17 protein-coding genes are annotated in these 16,480 nt (G+C 60.3%); 1 reads left to right on the plus strand and 16 read right to left on the minus strand.

The window, feature by feature from the left end:
- Nucleotides 1-39 precede the first annotated feature (39 nt).
- The 13 genes from Q9316_RS23940 to Q9316_RS24000 all read right to left on the minus strand — a co-directional run bounded on the left by Q9316_RS23940 (nucleotide 40) and on the right by Q9316_RS24000 (nucleotide 12,958).
- Nucleotides 40-1,314: a hypothetical protein gene (locus tag Q9316_RS23940; protein WP_306036307.1), complete on the minus strand. Its 1,275-nt coding sequence runs from the start codon at nucleotides 1,312-1,314 to the stop codon at nucleotides 40-42.
- Nucleotides 1,311-2,171, minus strand: a complete 861-nt coding sequence (locus tag Q9316_RS23945) for an ABC transporter permease subunit (protein WP_306036308.1) — start codon at nucleotides 2,169-2,171, stop codon at nucleotides 1,311-1,313. The genes Q9316_RS23940 and Q9316_RS23945 overlap by 4 nt, the downstream gene beginning before the upstream one ends.
- Before the next feature lie 11 nt (nucleotides 2,172-2,182).
- The gene (locus Q9316_RS23950; protein ID WP_306036309.1) at nucleotides 2,183-2,971 is read right to left on the minus strand and encodes an SDR family NAD(P)-dependent oxidoreductase; all 789 of its coding nucleotides are present in this window, start codon (nucleotides 2,969-2,971) and stop codon (nucleotides 2,183-2,185) included.
- Between the two features lie 15 nt (nucleotides 2,972-2,986).
- The gene (locus Q9316_RS23955; protein ID WP_306036310.1) at nucleotides 2,987-3,964 is read right to left on the minus strand and encodes an ABC transporter ATP-binding protein; all 978 of its coding nucleotides are present in this window, start codon (nucleotides 3,962-3,964) and stop codon (nucleotides 2,987-2,989) included.
- A 13-nt stretch (nucleotides 3,965-3,977) separates the two neighbouring features.
- The gene (locus Q9316_RS23960) at nucleotides 3,978-4,220 is read right to left on the minus strand and encodes a hypothetical protein (RefSeq protein ID WP_133036475.1); all 243 of its coding nucleotides are present in this window, start codon (nucleotides 4,218-4,220) and stop codon (nucleotides 3,978-3,980) included.
- A 1-nt stretch (nucleotide 4,221) separates the two neighbouring features.
- Entirely contained in the window at nucleotides 4,222-5,367 is a 1,146-nt protein-coding gene (locus Q9316_RS23965; protein ID WP_306036311.1) for an ABC transporter ATP-binding protein, read from the minus strand.
- 42 nt (nucleotides 5,368-5,409) lie between these two features.
- Nucleotides 5,410-6,267, minus strand: coding sequence for a carbohydrate ABC transporter permease (locus Q9316_RS23970; protein WP_306036312.1), 858 nt, complete (start codon nucleotides 6,265-6,267; stop codon nucleotides 5,410-5,412).
- Between the two features lie 9 nt (nucleotides 6,268-6,276).
- Nucleotides 6,277-7,242 (minus strand): carbohydrate ABC transporter permease, encoded by a 966-nt coding sequence (locus tag Q9316_RS23975; RefSeq protein WP_306036313.1) that lies wholly within the window; start codon nucleotides 7,240-7,242, stop codon nucleotides 6,277-6,279.
- A gap of 102 nt (nucleotides 7,243-7,344) precedes the next feature.
- Complete coding sequence (locus Q9316_RS23980; protein ID WP_306036314.1) at nucleotides 7,345-8,769, minus strand: ABC transporter substrate-binding protein; 1,425 nt, start codon at nucleotides 8,767-8,769, stop codon at nucleotides 7,345-7,347.
- Nucleotides 8,770-8,819: 50 nt separating this feature from the next.
- Nucleotides 8,820-9,974, minus strand: a complete 1,155-nt coding sequence (locus Q9316_RS23985) for an ABC transporter ATP-binding protein (RefSeq protein ID WP_306036315.1) — start codon at nucleotides 9,972-9,974, stop codon at nucleotides 8,820-8,822.
- 21 nt (nucleotides 9,975-9,995) lie between these two features.
- Nucleotides 9,996-10,778 carry an SDR family NAD(P)-dependent oxidoreductase gene (locus tag Q9316_RS23990; protein ID WP_306036316.1) on the minus strand — a complete coding sequence of 261 codons (783 nt, stop codon included), beginning with the start codon at nucleotides 10,776-10,778 and terminating at the stop codon, nucleotides 9,996-9,998.
- Between the two features lie 177 nt (nucleotides 10,779-10,955).
- On the minus strand, nucleotides 10,956-11,879 hold the full coding sequence (locus tag Q9316_RS23995; protein ID WP_306036317.1) for a LysR family transcriptional regulator: 924 nt from the start codon (nucleotides 11,877-11,879) through the stop codon (nucleotides 10,956-10,958).
- A gap of 176 nt (nucleotides 11,880-12,055) precedes the next feature.
- A complete protein-coding gene (locus Q9316_RS24000) occupies nucleotides 12,056-12,958 on the minus strand; it encodes a LysR family transcriptional regulator (protein ID WP_306036318.1) in 903 nt (300 codons plus the stop codon).
- A gap of 109 nt (nucleotides 12,959-13,067) precedes the next feature.
- Here Q9316_RS24000 and Q9316_RS24005 point away from each other — a divergent pair, with 109 nt between their 5' ends.
- Nucleotides 13,068-14,135 carry an SDR family oxidoreductase gene (locus Q9316_RS24005; protein WP_306036319.1) on the plus strand — a complete coding sequence of 356 codons (1,068 nt, stop codon included), beginning with the start codon at nucleotides 13,068-13,070 and terminating at the stop codon, nucleotides 14,133-14,135.
- Between the two features lie 83 nt (nucleotides 14,136-14,218).
- Here the strand turns inward: Q9316_RS24005 and Q9316_RS24010 are convergent, their stop codons facing one another.
- From Q9316_RS24010 to Q9316_RS24020, 3 genes are all read right to left on the minus strand, one after another.
- On the minus strand, nucleotides 14,219-14,515 hold the full coding sequence (locus Q9316_RS24010) for a NifU family protein (RefSeq protein ID WP_306036320.1): 297 nt from the start codon (nucleotides 14,513-14,515) through the stop codon (nucleotides 14,219-14,221).
- Entirely contained in the window at nucleotides 14,512-15,522 is a 1,011-nt protein-coding gene (locus tag Q9316_RS24015; protein WP_306036321.1) for an amidohydrolase family protein, read from the minus strand. The genes Q9316_RS24010 and Q9316_RS24015 overlap by 4 nt, the downstream gene beginning before the upstream one ends.
- 145 nt (nucleotides 15,523-15,667) lie before the next feature.
- The gene (locus tag Q9316_RS24020; RefSeq protein ID WP_306036322.1) at nucleotides 15,668-16,477 is read right to left on the minus strand and encodes an inositol monophosphatase family protein; all 810 of its coding nucleotides are present in this window, start codon (nucleotides 16,475-16,477) and stop codon (nucleotides 15,668-15,670) included.
- Nucleotides 16,478-16,480: the final 3 nt, after the last annotated feature.

The following is a 16,480-nucleotide window of genomic DNA, read 5'->3' on the forward strand; positions in this document are numbered from 1 at the left end:
CGGTTTATCCTGTTCTGAAATTCTGCTGAATTGCCGTTATCAGTCAGCTGGTCCGGTGCGGAATGTCCCCTGCCTGCGGAGCCTGAAGCCGCACCAGCCAAGGAGAGGTAGAAAGGCAAGACCGAGCGCAAGACTACTGTTGCGCGGTTGGACCACGACGATGTCGCGGTTAAAGGCCGTACCCGGTCGCGTGGAGACCTGACCGGAGACAATCTCCCCGTCGGAGGGGACTGTCACGGCAAAGGCGGTCAAATCCTCCCTCTCACCCGGCTTGACGGAACGGACCCGATAACCGAACCCGGACCCCGCAGCCTGTTCGACCTTGAACCGCGCGAGCGACGCCTCGGCCTCGGCGCCGCCGAAATGCACCACGACCACGTCAATGTCTGCGGGTTTGCGCCGAACCACAATATCGCGGCCCGGCACGACATCCGCCTGCGGCGAGACGACGGACAGGTAGTCCGGCTCCTGAAAACGATCAGCCGCCGCAAGCGTCAGGTAAAAGGTCGAGCCCGGCCTGACAAATATGCGCTCGCCAGGATGATCGCTCTGGATCGGGCGCGTCCAGCGCTCCTCCGAAACGACGTCTGCAACAACCACGCCTCGCCCGTTCATGTCGATGATATCGAGCGTCCGCGCGGTTCCCTCGATTGGCCGTTCCTCCTCCGTATATAACGCCATGTCGTAGCGGCCAGCGGGGACAGAAAGCCGATAGGCCCGGACAGGGGCCGTCACAAGCCTGAGGCTTGGCGTCGGCAAGGCTTCGGGAGGCGAGATGACTTCAGCGGGTGCGCCCTTTATCCGGGCAGTGCCGGCCTCGACGAGCCTCTTTTCGTAAGCGGTCTGGCGGGCCAGAGCCTCGGAATAGCGACGATTGAACGATCGCTCATCATCTTGATAGGTTCTGTAAGCAGCCAAGGCGGCATCGCCCCATAACAATTGCCCGTGGCCGTTGACGGCTCCTTTTGGATAGAGGATCACATAGGGTGACGGGTGGATGACCGCGATATCCTTGCCGTCCTTGCTGATCTTCAGAACGCCATCGATGTCCTGACGTTTCGCTTCGAAATCGACATAGACCTGCCGTGAGAGCGGCCAGTAATACTCCTTGGTGCTGACAAAGGAGAGCGCACTGTCTTCACCCGCGATCAGGTGGAGCGCAGACGACCGCGAGGGCAGGAACATTTCCTGGAAGGCGAAGCCATCCCAGACACGTCCGGTTACAACAATGGCATCCCGGCGCTCGGGCTCGATTGCCACGGCGCTGCCAGCCGTCATCGCGGCAAGGAAAAGGGCAAGAAGAACGGACCTCATGCGCTGGCTCCCTTCAAGCGCGCCGTGAACCGGGCAGCGACAAGCAGGATTATCGTCAGCCCAAACGAGGAAGCAATCTGCGCAAGACCCGGTGTCGTGTGTTCGAAGGCGCGTTGAACCAGCAGACCAACGCCCGCAACGGGAGAAAGCACATGAACGAGTGGTGCGGTGCTTTCCAGCCCGGCACGCAGATAGAGCGCAAATAGGCTCATTTCATCAGCGGTCATGCCGCGCAACAGGCCGAGCATGGCCTCATAAACGGCCATCACCGATACCAGCGACAGATAGGCGACGACCGCGCCACGCACGGAACCGGCCCAGGCAGACACCAGAAGCCCCAACCCCATCACCGGGAGGACGAAAATGGCGGATACTCCAAGCGAGACGAATGCCGGGATGTGGATTACGCCGGCACCGAGTGGCTGGGCGAGCAGCAGATAGCTGCAATAGAGCGTTATCAGTCCGACAAGCACGATCCCTTCGACCAGATATTTCGACAGGACGATCGCGGACCAGGAAGCCGGCCCGACTAGAAGTACCTCCAGCGTACCGTGTTCCCGCTCCCAGCTCAGACCTCCGGCGAGGCGCAGCCCCAGGACAAGACCGAGAAAGATGACGACGCCAACGTTCAATCCCGCGAGGGGATCGGCGGCCACGATGACGGATTCGGTCTGGAAGGAGCTCTGGAAGCCGGAGCCGTAGGCGTAGGCCATCAATGCGATGATGGTCGCCACCAGCCAGAACCAGATCGCGTGGAATTTCGCCGCCGTCTCCCGCCGGACCAGGAGCACGGTCTGCCGGATGAAACCCGGAGGTTTAAGGTCCAATCCGACAAAGACGGGGCGAACATGTTCCATGGCCGGTTCTCTTACATGACAGTACGGATGAGGCCGCCATCGATCCGCAGGGCCGATCCATTGACGATACCGGTGCGCGACGAACCGAGGAAGGTGACGAAATCCGCGACTTCCTCCGGCCTGGACAGGCGCTGAATGAGCGAGGTCGGGCGGTTTTCCGCGACGAAGCGGCGCTCTGCCTCCGGCGTCGGCACACCGGGATAGAGGCCGGCAATCAGGTCGGCGACGCCTTCTGTGCTGCATGGACCGGGCAGGACCGAATTGACGGTGACATTGGTGCCCTTCGTCGTCTCGGCAAGGTTACGGGCAAGCGATAGCTGCATCGTCTTCGTCGCGCTGTAGGCCGGCATTTCGGGAGCGGGATTGATGCCGGATTCGCTCGCCATGAAGACCACGCGGCCGGCATCCCGCGCCAGCATCTTCGGCAGGTAATGGCGGGCGAGGCGCACACCGCTCATCACATTGACTTCGATCAGCTCATACCAGCGGTCGTCACCGGCCTTGTAGATATCGACCGCCTCGTAGATCCCGAGATTGACGACCAGCACGTCCACATCAGGACAATTGGCAATCAATTCGTCGCAGCCATCGCGCGTGCCGGAATTGCCGACGGCGGCTTCCAGTTTGGCGGCCGGCACCTCGGCGCTCAGGCGTGTGATTGCGCGGTCGATCGTCTCGACACTGCGCCCGTTGATCACCACGGTCGCGCCTTCGCGGGCCATGGCCCGCGCTATGGCAAAGCCGAGGCCGCCGGTCGAGGCGGTAATCAGGCAGCGGCGGTTGTTATAACCCAGGTCCATCGGACATATCCTTTCTTACATCAGGGCGGCGGCCGGTTCATGGCCTGCCACACATTCCGGCCGGGTCAGGCCGAGAAACACATCCTCCAGCGTTGGCATATCGACGTCGACGGAAAGCACCGTCAGTCCAGCCACCGATAGCAGGCTGACCGCTTGAGCGCGCGCGGCGCGCGCATCCCCGGGAGAAGCCTTCAGTTGGAGCCGGAGATGCTGCGGCCCGACCTGCCGGGCTTCGACGATCTCGGGCATGGCGGAGATCGCCTTCAGCGCGTTATCCATCGCCTCGAAGACCTCGGCCCGCAGGCCGCCATTCGCCCAGCCGCCCGGTGCGAGCTCGGACGGCCGGCCCGCGGCGATCACCTCGCCTTCACGCATGAAGACGACGCTGTCGCAGACGCGCTCCATCTCCGCCAGCTGATGCGAAGAAAACAAAAGCGTGACACCATCCGACTTCATCTCCCGGAAGATCGCCCGCATGTCGGCAACGCCGTTCGGGTCAAGGCCGAGCGTAGGTTCGTCCAACATCAGGAATTCCGGCCTGTGCAGCATGACGCGTGCCAGACAGGCCCGCTGCTGCATGCCGCGCGAGAATGAACCGAGCCTGCGCTCGGCGGCGGAACGCAATCCGACGCGATCGAGGGCCTCGTTCACCCGCATCGCCGCATCCGGCACGCCATAAAGATCGGCGAAGAAGCGGAGATAATTCCGCGCGGACATGTCGGGATAGATCCGCGGTCGCTCCTGAAGATAGCCGCTGCGCGCCCGGGCAATGGAGAGATCACCACGGTCGCGACGGCCAAGGAACTCGATCGCCCCTGCATCTGGCTCCAGCAAGCCCATGATCATGCCCATGACTGTCGTCTTGCCTGCGCCATTCGGCCCGAGAAAACCGGTGATCTCGCCACGCGCCACTGAAAAGCTTGCATGTCGGACAGCCTGTTTCGTGCCGAAAGCCTTGACGAGACCGTCAACGACAAGAGCATGGGTTGCCATCACCATTTCCCTCTCAGTAGACCACCGGCATCATGTAGAGCCGCGCGAGATTGATCACGATCATCGTGACACCGGCTGCGAGCAGGAACTCCATCGGCCAGGCGAGCAGCTTCACGCGATCGTTCCAGAGCTTCAGCGCCACGATGACCACAACCGCTGTCAGCGAGGCGGGCCAGTGCGACACGTTGCCGGTCATGACCGTGCAGGAACCGAGAAGCAGCGCCAGGATCAGGCAAAGAACGAATTTTCCCTGCATCTCACATCTCCTCGTTTTCAGACCGGCTGGCGGCTGCCTGCGCGATCGTGCGGCCGGAGCCCGGCTCGAACAGGTAAATCCAGTTCGGATCGAACCCGGCGTAGAGCCGGCTGCCCTCCCCTTTGTCTAGATGGGCGGTTTCTGTCGTCGAGCTGCGCGTCGTAATGGTCACGTCGCCACACTTCAGGACATAGAGGTTCTCTGCACCGGTAGGCTCGAAGGAATAGAGTTCGGCGGCAACACCGTGGCTGCCATCGGCCTTGTCGCTGACCGAGATATGCTCCGGCCGAATACCAAGCCGAGCCCCCTGCCCGACCAAGTTCTCGACGCCGTTCTCCCGCACCCACGTCGCATCGAGCGGGACGACGAAATCCTCCGTCATGGCCACAACCTTCCCCTCGATACGGGTGATGTGCACATCGAAGACATTCATTTGCGGTTCGCCGACGAAGGTTGCGACGAACTCGGTTGCCGGGCGTTCGAAGATTTCGCGCGGGGTGGCGAATTGCAGCATCTCACCGTCCTTCATGACGATGATGCGGTCTGCCATCGTCATGGCTTCGAGCTGGTCATGCGTCACGAAAATCGTCGTGACGCCGACACTCTTCTGGATGTGGCGAAGCTCTGCGCGCATCTGGCCGCGCAGTTGCGCGTCGAGATGGGACATCGGCTCATCCATGAGGAAGACATCGGCATCGCGCACCAGCATGCGGGCGATCGCCACACGCTGTAGTTGTCCTGCCGAAAGCTGATCCGGCTTGCGCTGCAAGACCTCGGTAATCTGCATGGTACGGGCAACCGCATTCACCTTGCGGGTGATCTCGGCCCGCTGCAGGCGGCGCACTTCTAGCGGATAGGCGATATTGCCGAACACCGTCAGGTGACGATAGAGGCCGTAATCCTGGAAGACCATGCCGACATTGCGGTGGCGAGGGCGCAGGAACGTGACATTGCGGCCGCCGATCGCGATCCGTCCGCTGCTCGGCATTTCAAGGCCGGCAATCATGCGCAGCGTCGTGGTCTTCCCGCAGCCGGACGGGCCGAGAAGGAAGACGAATTCACCATTGTTGACGGTGATATTCACATCGTTGACGGCCTGGAAAGCACCGAACTGCTTCATGAGGCTGTTGATCTCGATTTCAGCCATGGTGGCACTCCAATGTCTTGCCTGCGCTGGTGGGGAGAGGGATCATTTGCGCACGACCCCCTGCGATAGACCGCTGATCAACTGACGCTGCAGCAACAGGACGAACAGGATGAGCGGCGCGGTGATGAGGACCACGGCAGCGCCCAGTACGTTCCACTTGATATCGGCACCGATGGAATAGGCCATGATGGCCGGCGGCATGGTCTTCGCCTGGTTGCTGGTCAGGAAGGTGGCAAAAGCGAACTCGTTCCATGAGAGGATCATCACGAAGATCGCGGTTGCCGTGATCGACGGTGCCATGATCGGCAACGTGACCTTGCGGAAGGCCGCAAACCAGGTGTCGCCATCCACCATGGCGGATTCCTCGTAGCGGCGCGGAATATCGCGGAAATAACCGGTCAGCATCCATACGACGAAGGGAAGCTGCATGGCGGTGTAGAGAATGATCAACCCCAGCAGAGTGTCGAGCAAGCCGGCAGTCTGGAATGTCACGAAGATCGGGATGAGCACGGCGACCGGCGGCATCATGCGGTTGGTGAGCACCCAGAAGGAAACGTCGTCTCGTCCCGGAAAATCATAGCGTGCCAGCGCATAGGCGCAGAACATGCCGATCGTCACGGAGAAGAAGGTGGAAGCGAGCGACACCACGACACTGTTGAAGAAGTTCTTCATGATCCCCTTCTCGAAGATCAGGTAATCGAAGGCTTCCAGAGACGGCGTGAAGAACCAGATAGGCGTGGCGGACGAGGAAGTCGCGCCATCCATGAAGCCGGTCATCACGACCCGCAAATAGGGCAGGAAATTGACGACGCAGACGAGGATGAGAACGACATAAACCCACCAGTTGCGCTGCACCGGCGGTGCACTGGGCGATTCCGGCATGGAACTGAGCTTCATCATGGCAACCTCCTATTCGGCCACTTCGGTCTTGGACCGGAAGACGCGGATGAACACGAAGCTCATCACGATGATGATCATCATCATGATCAGCGAGAGCGCTGCGGCCTTCGATGCATCGAAGAACTCGAGGCCCGTCTTGGTGAGAAACACGTTGAGTGTGGTGGTGGCATTGCCTGGCCCGCCACGGGTCATGATGACGATCAATTCGTACGTGCGGAAGGCATCCATGGTGCGGATGATCACGGCAATCAGGATCGCCGGACGCAGCAGCGGCATGGTAATCGTCCAGAACACGCGCCAGGATCCCGCACCGTCGATTTCCGCTGCCTCATAGGGCTGACGGGGGATGGAGGCGAGCCCCGCCGACAGCATCAGGAACATGAAGGGCGTCCATTCCCAGACATCGACGAAGACAAGCGTCTGGAAGGCGATGACCGGATCGGAGAGGAACGGAATTTCACCGAAGCCCAGAGCCCGCGTCACGGCACCGACATAGTAGGTCATGAGACCGGCGCCGGGATAGAACATGTAGCGCCAGACCAGCGCGGCAACGAGCGGCGGCAGGATCATCGGAATGAGGATGAAGAGGCGCATGAAGGCGACACCCTGCATCTGCCGCTGGAAGAGCAGCGCCAGGCCGAGGCCGAGCCAGAATTCGATGAAAACCGCCTGGACCGTGAAGAGCAAAGTCTTGCGCAGCGCATGCCAGAATTCCGGATCCTGCACGACGGCTTGATACTGATAGAGACCGACGAAATACTGCGGAATGTAAGGCTTCGACAGGATGACGTTGTGGCCGGCGATATAGAGCGAATAGAGGAAGGGGTAGATGCCGATCGCGAACAGAATGATCAGCGTTGGTGCCATCAGTATCCAGGGGAAGATCGTCCGGTTCGAGGGACCGAAACGGGACAGGAAGCCCCGCTGCCCGAAGGTCAGCGTCTGGGCCGCAGTGGTATGTTCCGAGATCGACATGTCTCAGTCCCTTTGCATTGACAGTGAAAAAGGCGGCGCGGCGCTTAAGATCGTGCCGGACTATCCGTCCGGGCGTCAGACGCGCCCGGACGGACCCGATGATTAGTTCCAGGTGGAAGGCAGTCGGTCATAATAGGTCAGATCGCGCCACTGCTGTTTGGGCAGGTCGTCGCGGCCTGGGATATAATAGCCACCCTTCCGCATGACCTCAGTCATGCGCTTTTCCATATTGGCAGCGGCCGTTTTGCTGTCGATCTCGCCAATCCAAACGCGGTTGCCTTCCTCACCCATGATGTCGGAGATTTCTGCCCATTCCGGCACGCGGATGCGCTCGTCCGGATTGGTTTCCTTCAACATGAATTCGTAGACGCCCGGCCACCAGGGCTGATACTTCGCCAACGTCTCGCTCTTGTAGGTCGAGTGCCTCGAGGGACCTGCACCATACTGCGTCGCGCGGGCCTGGATGTCCTTGGATGTTAGCCATTGGATGAAGGTCCAGGTCGCTTCCTTGTTCTTGGAATCCTTGGACACACCGAGCGACCACGCACCGAACCAAGGGTCGATCACACCGTTCGGACCAACCGGCGTATGAAGATGGACATTCTTTCCGGCGACCTTCGCCTGCGTTTCGGGGTCTTCGAAGAAGCCCTTGACGAAGTCTTGGTAGTTCCAGGTGCCGAAAGCATTGCCCGCCTGATAGACGGCTGTCGCCTCGCCGATGCCCCAGTTGGCGCTATCAGATGGCATAAATTGCTTGAAGCTGGTGAAATAATCGATCGAGGCGACAGTCCGCTCGTTGTTGATCGAGATCTTCCAGTCCTTGTCGACATATTCGTCGCCCTTGGTCTCTGGCGTCTGGAACGCATAGAGATAGGGAAGATAGGTAACGCCCCAGAACCAGCGGCCCGGAATATTGGCGAAGCCGATCATGTTGCTTTCGGGGTTGTTCACCTTCTTGGCCGCATCGAACATGTACTGCGTAGTGAACTCCGGCGAGAAGCGTTCCGGCAGCTTGAAGCCAGCCTTTTCCGCAACATCCGTCCGGAAGGTCGTGCCGACGGGGCCGGCGCCGATCGGGATCGTGAACAGCGTGTCGTTGAAGACGCCTGTCCCGCTAATGACACGCGGCAGGAAGTCGTCGATATCGTAGTCGGCGTCGGTCAGGTCGGCATTCTTCACATAGGGCATCAGTGGTTCGAGGAAGCCGGCGGCGGCATACTCGGCAAGCCACATCACGTCTACGGCAAAGAAGTCGTATGTACCGGTGCCCTGCTGCATTTCGACCAGCGATTTCTGCCGGTAGTTTTCGAAAGGTACCTCGTCGACGACGACCTTGATGCCGTACTTCTGCTCAAATTCCGGAAGGAATTTTCCGAGCGCCGCAAACTGAGGCATGGACGGTGCAAGGAAATGGATCGTGGTGCCGGAAAGCGCTTTTTGCGCCTCGGTCTGAGCTTGCGCAGGTAGCGCAAGCGTCCAGAGCGCAAGGCCGGCGGCCAGTGTGGCCGAGGTTTTCATGAAGTTCATTCTCTCCTCCTCAGGTTTGGTGATGCATGCGCACCCTTCGCCACGCCTTGTCAGGCGTGGAGTCTTGCTTTCCCCCTTGTCGTGAAACGTGCCTGACGCACGGTGCGGCCCCGATCGGCATCGAAGAGATAGACGAAGTCCGGATCGATCCGGAACGAGATCGGCGCGCCGATCGTGCGGGGATATTTGAGTGCCGCGTCGATGGTGGACATCGCGCGGATCACGGTGCCCTCAACGTCGATATCGAAGACGACGCGCGACCCGAGCGTTTCTACAGCAAAGATCGTGCCGTTGACCCGGCAGGCATGCGTGCTGTCCGCCGGGCACAGGGAAAGATGTTGCGGCCGCAAGCCCAGCAGATACTTATCGCCCGGCCGGAGTGCCTCGCCATCCTGCATCCAGTCCTTGTCGACCTCGATATAGGCCTCGCCGATGCGCAGGAACCTGCAGCCGTTCGATTCCGAAATCACCGCCTGCATGACATTCATGGGCGGTTCGCCGATGAAGGTGGCTCCAAACAGTGTTGCCGGCCTGTCGAACAGCTCCTGCGGCGCGGCGATCTGCTCGATCCTTCCCTTGTTGATCAGCACGATCCGGTCCGCCATGGTCATGGCTTCCAGCTGATCGTGCGAGACGTAGAGCATCGTCGCGCGGAAATCGCGCTGCAACCGCTTGAACTCGACGCGCATGCGTGCCCTCAACTGGGCATCGAGATGCGAGATCGGTTCATCCAGCAGGAATACATCCGCGTCGCGCACAAGCGCACGGCCGATGGCCACCCGCTGCTGCTGGCCACCCGACAGCTGATTTGGACGGCGCTCCAGCAGCTTCTCGATCTGCAAGGTTTCCGCGACGCTGGAGATCTGGCGGCGGATATCCGCATCGGACATTTTCCGGATGCGCAGCGGATAGGCGAGATTTTCGTATATCGTGAGATGCGGAAACAGCGAATGCTTGTCATAGACCATGGCGAGATTGCGCTCGCGTGGCGTCCAACGGGTTACGTCGCGGCCGCCGATCATGATGCGCCCGGCGGTCGCGTCCTCCAGCCCGGCGACGAGACGAAGGGTCGTGGTCTTGCCAGCCCCCGAAGGGCCGAGCAGGAACACCGCCTCGCGGTCCGCCACATCGAGCGAGACGCCGTTAAGTGCGGTGAACCCACCCTTGAAAGCTTTCGCCAGGTTTTCGATCTGAAGGTCAGCCATGGTCTCTTCCGGTGTAAGAATTCAAAGAATTGCGCGTATGGTGCCGCCTTCGGCGCGCATCGCCATGCCATTCAGGGCAGGAGACGCGGCAAGATGAACGACACTCGCCGCCACCTCCGCCGGAGCGATCATCCGGCGGATAAGCGAGGTCGGCTCCGTCTCGTCGAAATAGTCGGATACAACCTGTTCACGCGTGACGCCTTTTTCGCGGGCGATTTCCTCGTGATAGCGGCGCACGGCCGTCGTATCGGTCGGTCCCGGCAGGATGGTGTTGACCCTAACCTGCGTGCCGCGCGTTAGCTCCGACAGCGCCCGCGACACACCAAGCAGGCAGGCTTTCATGGCGCCGTAATGCGGCATCCAGGCCTGCGGCTTCACCGCGCTTTCGCTGCTGATGAAGACAATCGAGCCTTCGCCCCGCTCCAGCATGTTCCTCAGGATGAGGCGCGACATCCGCACGCCGGTCATGACATTGACATCGAAGAAGCGGAACCAGTCTTCATCCCGCGTCTCGAAGAAGGGACGCACTTCGAAAATCCCCACGGAATTGATCAGAAATTCCACGGGTGCTGCCGCCTCGGCGAAATCCGTGAGCCGGTTGTCTTCACCCGCAACCGTCAGGTCGCACGCCATTCCCTGGGCATGCCGGCCGAGTTGCGCGACGGCAGCATTGACCTCCGCTTCGGAAAGGCCGCTGACTGTGGCGCGTGCACCTTCGGCAACAAACGCCTCGGCAACGGCCAGGCCAATGCCTGTCGCCCCTCCCGTTACAAGCACGTGCTTGCCTTCCAGCCCATAATCCATTGCCCAAACCTCCTTGGCATACGAAGCGATCAGCTTCGGCGCACCGCCCCTCCAGGCGGCTCTCGCGTTCCTCTCCTTTCGACCTGGCGGCCATTGGCCTCTCGGCCAAGGAACTTGCCTTGCCAGATAGAACTAATTTTTTTCTATAAGTTTTGCAAGAAAAAAAATTTTACACGATCAAGCGGCAGTTTGCCGCCACTGTGTTGGCTTTTCGCTGCTTCCGCCCGCGAAATGCTGCAAGGCAAAATCGATAAAAGCCGCTGTACGCGCCGGAAGCCTTCGCCGTGTATCGCTGATCAGGCTGACACGGGCCGCCGCCGGCTCGAAGGGCGCGAGAATTGGCACCAGCCTTCCCGAACGAAGCTCCGGCTCGATATCCGCACGCGCCGTGCGCAAGACGCCAAGTCCCTGCAGGGAAAGGGTTTTCAGGGTTTCCGGATCGCTTGCTCGGAACCGCCCACCAACGGCAATGCTGCGCTGGGCGCCCGCCTCGAATGTCCAGACATCACCGCCGATCGTCGAGCCTTCAAGACGCAGACAGTCATGATCTCCCAGCGCTTCCGGCGATGCCGGGATACCGCGCTCCGCCAGATAACCGGGAGTGGCGGCCGTCACGGTTTCCATCGTGAACAATTTTCGGATCGTCAGACCAGAGTCCTTTACAGGACCGGCGCGAAGGGCCGCATCGAAATGAAATTCATTGAGGCTGCCGGGCGGATCATAACGCAGCGAGAATTTGACATGCGGATGGGTGCGGGCAAAGGCATGGACGAGTGGCAGCACATGACCGCGTCCGATGTCGGTCGCGCAGGAGAGCACCAGCCCACCTTCGACCGCATGCCGCCGGCCGCCCATTTCGCGCTCGAGATCCGCAAAGCCGGAGAGCACCGGCTCCGCACGCTCCAGCAACAGCCTGCCCTCCTCCGTCAGAAGAAGCGAGCGCGTCGTGCGCCGAACCAGTGCCATGCCGTAGTGGTCTTCCAGCGCCTTCAATCGCCCACTGATCGTCGCAGGCGCCATGCCGAGGCGATTGGCAGCACTCGCCATGCTCTGTGAGCGGGCGATTTCCGAAAACATCCTGAGATCGGCCAAACAGTTCATCCGCAGTCCTCCCGTTCAGGCAGGCTCGCCTGGCGGATCTGGTTTACCAAGCGCCGTTTCGGGGCGCCCTCCTTCTGAAAAACCGGAGCCGTCGTCAAGCAGTAACACCGCCCGACGGAATCCCTCTGCGAATATTAGTCATTTCATTATGGAAAAAACGTCACAAATCGAAATCGCTATGGCGCGATGTGCTTGATCAGGTAGTCGATGAAAACACGGATACGTGGTGCCAGCGGCGATTGGTCGGCATAAATGATGGAAACGGGCTCGCGATCGCCAGGGTTGAATGTCTCAAGAACGGAGACAAGCCGCCCGGCCTTGAGATCATGCCCGATATGGAAATCCGAAAGGCGCGCGAGGCCAACTCCATCAAGGGCGAACCGGCGAAGGCTTTCGCCATTGTCGAGGCTGAGATTGCCCTTCACAGCTAGATCGAGTTGGGTAACGACGCCATCCTGATCGACGCGGAACGGCCATTTGCCATAGCTACGACTGAAGCCGAGCGTCAGGCAGTTGTGGTCCAGGAGATCGCGGGGTTCGATCGGCACACCATGCCGCTCAAGATAGGCAGGAGAGGCGACAACATGGCGGAGCGATGACGCGAGACGACGAAAGCGGATCGTGGAATCGGTCAGTACGCCCGTGCGGATGGCGACGTCGACACCCTCACGGATCAGGTCGGCGGTGGTATCCGCCAAGGAAAATTCCAAGGCGATATCAGGAAAGGTTTCGAGAAAACCGGCAACCAGCGGCGCTATACGATGAATGCCGAAAGGCACATTGCAACTGACCCGAAGCGTACCGCCGATCTGGCCGGCGCTTTCGCGTACACCCCGCTCCAGGCTGGATATGTCCTGCAGGATCTGCTTGCCACGGGCGAAATAATCCTCACCCTCAACCGTCAAGCGCAGCTTTCGCGTCGAGCGGATGGCAAGCGGCAGACCAAGGCGCGCTTCGATGCGGGCAACAATCTTGCTGATGGCCGAGGGAGACAGGCGCAAGGCATCGGCAGCCGCCGTGAAGCTGCCAGTCTCGACGACTTTGACAAAGACTTCGATTTCGGAAATGCGGCCGGACATGTCTCTCTCATTCATGACACGCTATCACTTCACTTATGACAGCGTGCGACTTACTACATCAAGTCGGAAATGGCAGTGATCTCCTTCAACCCAATGGAGGAGCTGAAACATGTATCAGAAACGAGCACTCGTGGTCGGCGCGACCGGTATTGTGGGGCTCAATGTGGCCGAACACCTGCGCGATCTCGGCGGCTGGGAAATCGCCGGACTCTCGCGCCGGCCGCCCGTCGGCGCATCCTATATGAAGACCCACGCCGTCGATCTCTTGGATCGCGAGGCAGCGCTGAAGACGCTGGCAACGCTTCGCCCAACCCATGTCTATTTCTGCACGTGGACGCTCGGGAAAAACGAGGACGAAAACATCCGGCTCAACGGAGGCATGCTGCGGACTCTCCTCGACGGCATTGCAGCCGCCGGCACGGTGGAGCATGTCGCCGTTGTCACCGGCACCAAGCATTATCTTGGACCATTCGAGGACTATGGCAAGGTAACGCCGGTCACCCCCTTCCGCGAGGACGCGCCACGCCTGACGAAGAAGAATTTCTATTACGAACTCGAAGACGTCGTCATGGACTATGCCGCCCGCCATGGCTACGGCTGGTCGGTACACCGCTCGCATACGATCATCGGCTATGCCGTCGGCAATCTGATGAATATCGGCGCCACACTCGCAACCTTCGCCTCCATCTGCAAGGCGACCGGCCGCCCCTTCACCTTCCCCGGCACCCCAACGGCCTATCATGGCATCAATGACATCACCGATGCGCGGCTGCTTGCCAAGCATATCGTCTGGGCCTCGACGGAGCCGAATGCCCGCAACGAAGCCTTCAACGCCACGAATGGCGACGTCTTCCGCTGGGACCAATTGTGGAAACGCATCGCCGATTACTTCGGTATTGAGGTGGGCGCCTATCCCGGCCAGTACAATTCACTGACGGATCGAATGCAGGGCCTCGATCCGGACTGGCGGGCATTGGTGCGACAGCATGACCTCCAGCCGCACGCTCTCGACCGTCTCGCTTCCCCCTGGCATACGGACCTCGACCTTGGCCGCCCGATGGAATGCCTGCACTCCATGGCCAAGAGCCGGGCGCTCGGCTTCGGGGAAATTCAGGACACGGAAAAGTCTTTCATCGACGTCTTCGACCGGCTGCGCGCGGAGCGTATCATTCCCTGAGGTCATCCCCAGGCTCACGCACGAAAAGAGCGCATCGGAAGGCCGATGCGCTCTTTCTTTTTGCGTCGATAGAAGTCCCGCCGTCAGGCGGCGGGATAGGGATGGGCGTTGAGCAGACTGGCAAGGCGCGACAACGCCCGCGGCCCGGCATTCACCTGATCACATTCGACGGCACTGACCCCAGGCACCTCCATCAGGAAGGTGCGGACAGGACCGACAAAGGTCATGGTGAGGTTCGGGCAGGCGCGGCAAGCGCCGGTCAGGCTAACACTGACCACGCCATCCCCGCTCACATCAGTGATGGCGATATCACCCCCATGCCCGAGGATAAGGGGCCGCGCACGGCCGAGGGCCGCATCAAGGAGGACACGATCGATCATGCCACCAGCCCCAATTCACGCTTCTTCGCCTCGATGTCGATACCCATGCCACGCGCAAACGCCTTGCCGAGGATATTTTCCTTCATCTCCCGGGTGATTTCTGGATAGCCATAACGCTCCTGCAGTTCCTCGGGCATTTCGAGATTGGCGAGCGTGTCGATATAGGTCTGGACATGCGGCCAGATGAAGGCTTCCGAGCCATAGCAGATGCGATCGGAGCCGACGTAAAGCAGCGCTTCGCCAAGCCGCTGCAGCATTTTCCAGGGCTGGAGATAATACTGGTTAAACCAGAGCGGCAGGATCAGGTAGATATTCTCGAACCGGCTCGCGATGGAGATTGTTTCGTCGACATAGGGATCGCCGAGATGGTGGATGCCAAAATTCAGTTCCGGGAAATCGGCGGCGGCATACTGGATATCGTTCGGCTTGAAGGCCTCCACCGGCCCGAGTTCCAGCGGGAATCCCTTGTGGAACTGAACCATCTTGACGCCGAGCTCGATCGCCTTTTCCCAAAGAGGATAGGCGATGTCACGGTCATCCGCGCGCCATGAACAGCCACGAGACTGATATTGGTAGAACTTGAAGCTGACGGCCCCAAGCTCGTGCACCTGCCGTTCCATTTCCTTCAGCGCCGGACCGAGGCCATGATAAGCAGGATCCACACCACCGGTGAGAACGATGCGCTTGGGATCCTTTTGGGCGAGTGCATGGCTGAGTTCCACGGGACCGAGACCTGCTCGCCAATGCGAAAACAGTGGCACGGAGCAAGCGCAGGCCATATCCGTGTCAGCCTTGCCGAACAACATATCCACCCCCCAATCGAGGTCAGGATTGGAAAACGTTTCGGTTTCCGGCGGCGGGCCGCGCCGGCCGGTCAGATTGATGAAGCCGGTCAGTTGCTCGCGCAGGATGCGCACGCGCCGTCCGTCACTGCCGTCCTTGATCTGACCATTACTGAAATCCTGGCAATGCACCGCCGCGTCAAAGACAAACATTCCGTCTTTCATTCGCTTTCTCCCATCAATCCAAAGGCGCAGACGCGCCGTGGCAGCCCTGAAAAGGCCACTTGGATCAATAGCATGGAAGCGAGTGCAGCAGTCTTCGAGTTATCCGAAGACTGCCTTCATGAGGGGCAGGGTCAGACAGGCTGACTCAACCGATTCGGAAGAGATCGACAAAATCCTGATACAGAACCGGGCCGCTGGCAAGCACCATCCCGCCCTTCGGAAGCGACGTTCCGGGTTGAGGATAGGTTAAAAAACGGCCACCGGCCGCCTTGATGAGAGCGAGGCCGGCAACGGCGTCCCAAGACCACATATGGCGCTCGAAATAACCGTCCACCCGGCCGGCAGCCACGTAGGCAAGCATCAAGGCGCCGGCGCCGACCTGCCGGAAGCTGCCGCCGGCCGAGAAGAGCCGTTCCGCATCGACAGCAAAAGCGGCCGGCGGAACACGGTGATTGTGGCCGAGACCGAGGCTCGTCCTGTCGATACTGCTGGTGGTGCTGACCGAGATTGGCATACCGTTGACGGTTGTCGCGATCCCGTCTGCCCCGGCAAAAAGTTCGTCGCGGAGCGGATCATAGATGACGCCAAGGATCGGCTCTCCCTTTGACCACAGACCGATCGAAACACACCAGTTATGCGCGCCCTTCAGAAAGTTCGATGTGCCATCGAGAGGATCGACGCACCAGACAAGGTCTGCTTCCTGCGCCCCGGAGATACCGGTTTCTTCGCCCAGAAACTCATCCTGCGGAAAGGCCGGACGAAGAATAGCGGCGATCGTGTCTTCCGCTTCGCGATCGGCGATGGAGACAAAATCGTTCAGCCCCTTCTGTTCGACGACGAGTTGGCTGCGTCGGCCATAATAGGCGAGCAACAGTCGTCCGGCTTCACGAGCGGCATGTTCGGCGGCAGCGAGTCGGGTTTCCAACCCAGCCGCCGAAGAAGACATCTCAGGCATTCA

The sequence above is a fragment of the Shinella zoogloeoides genome, assembly GCF_030733845.1.
GTDB lineage: Bacteria > Pseudomonadota > Alphaproteobacteria > Rhizobiales > Rhizobiaceae > Shinella > Shinella zoogloeoides_C.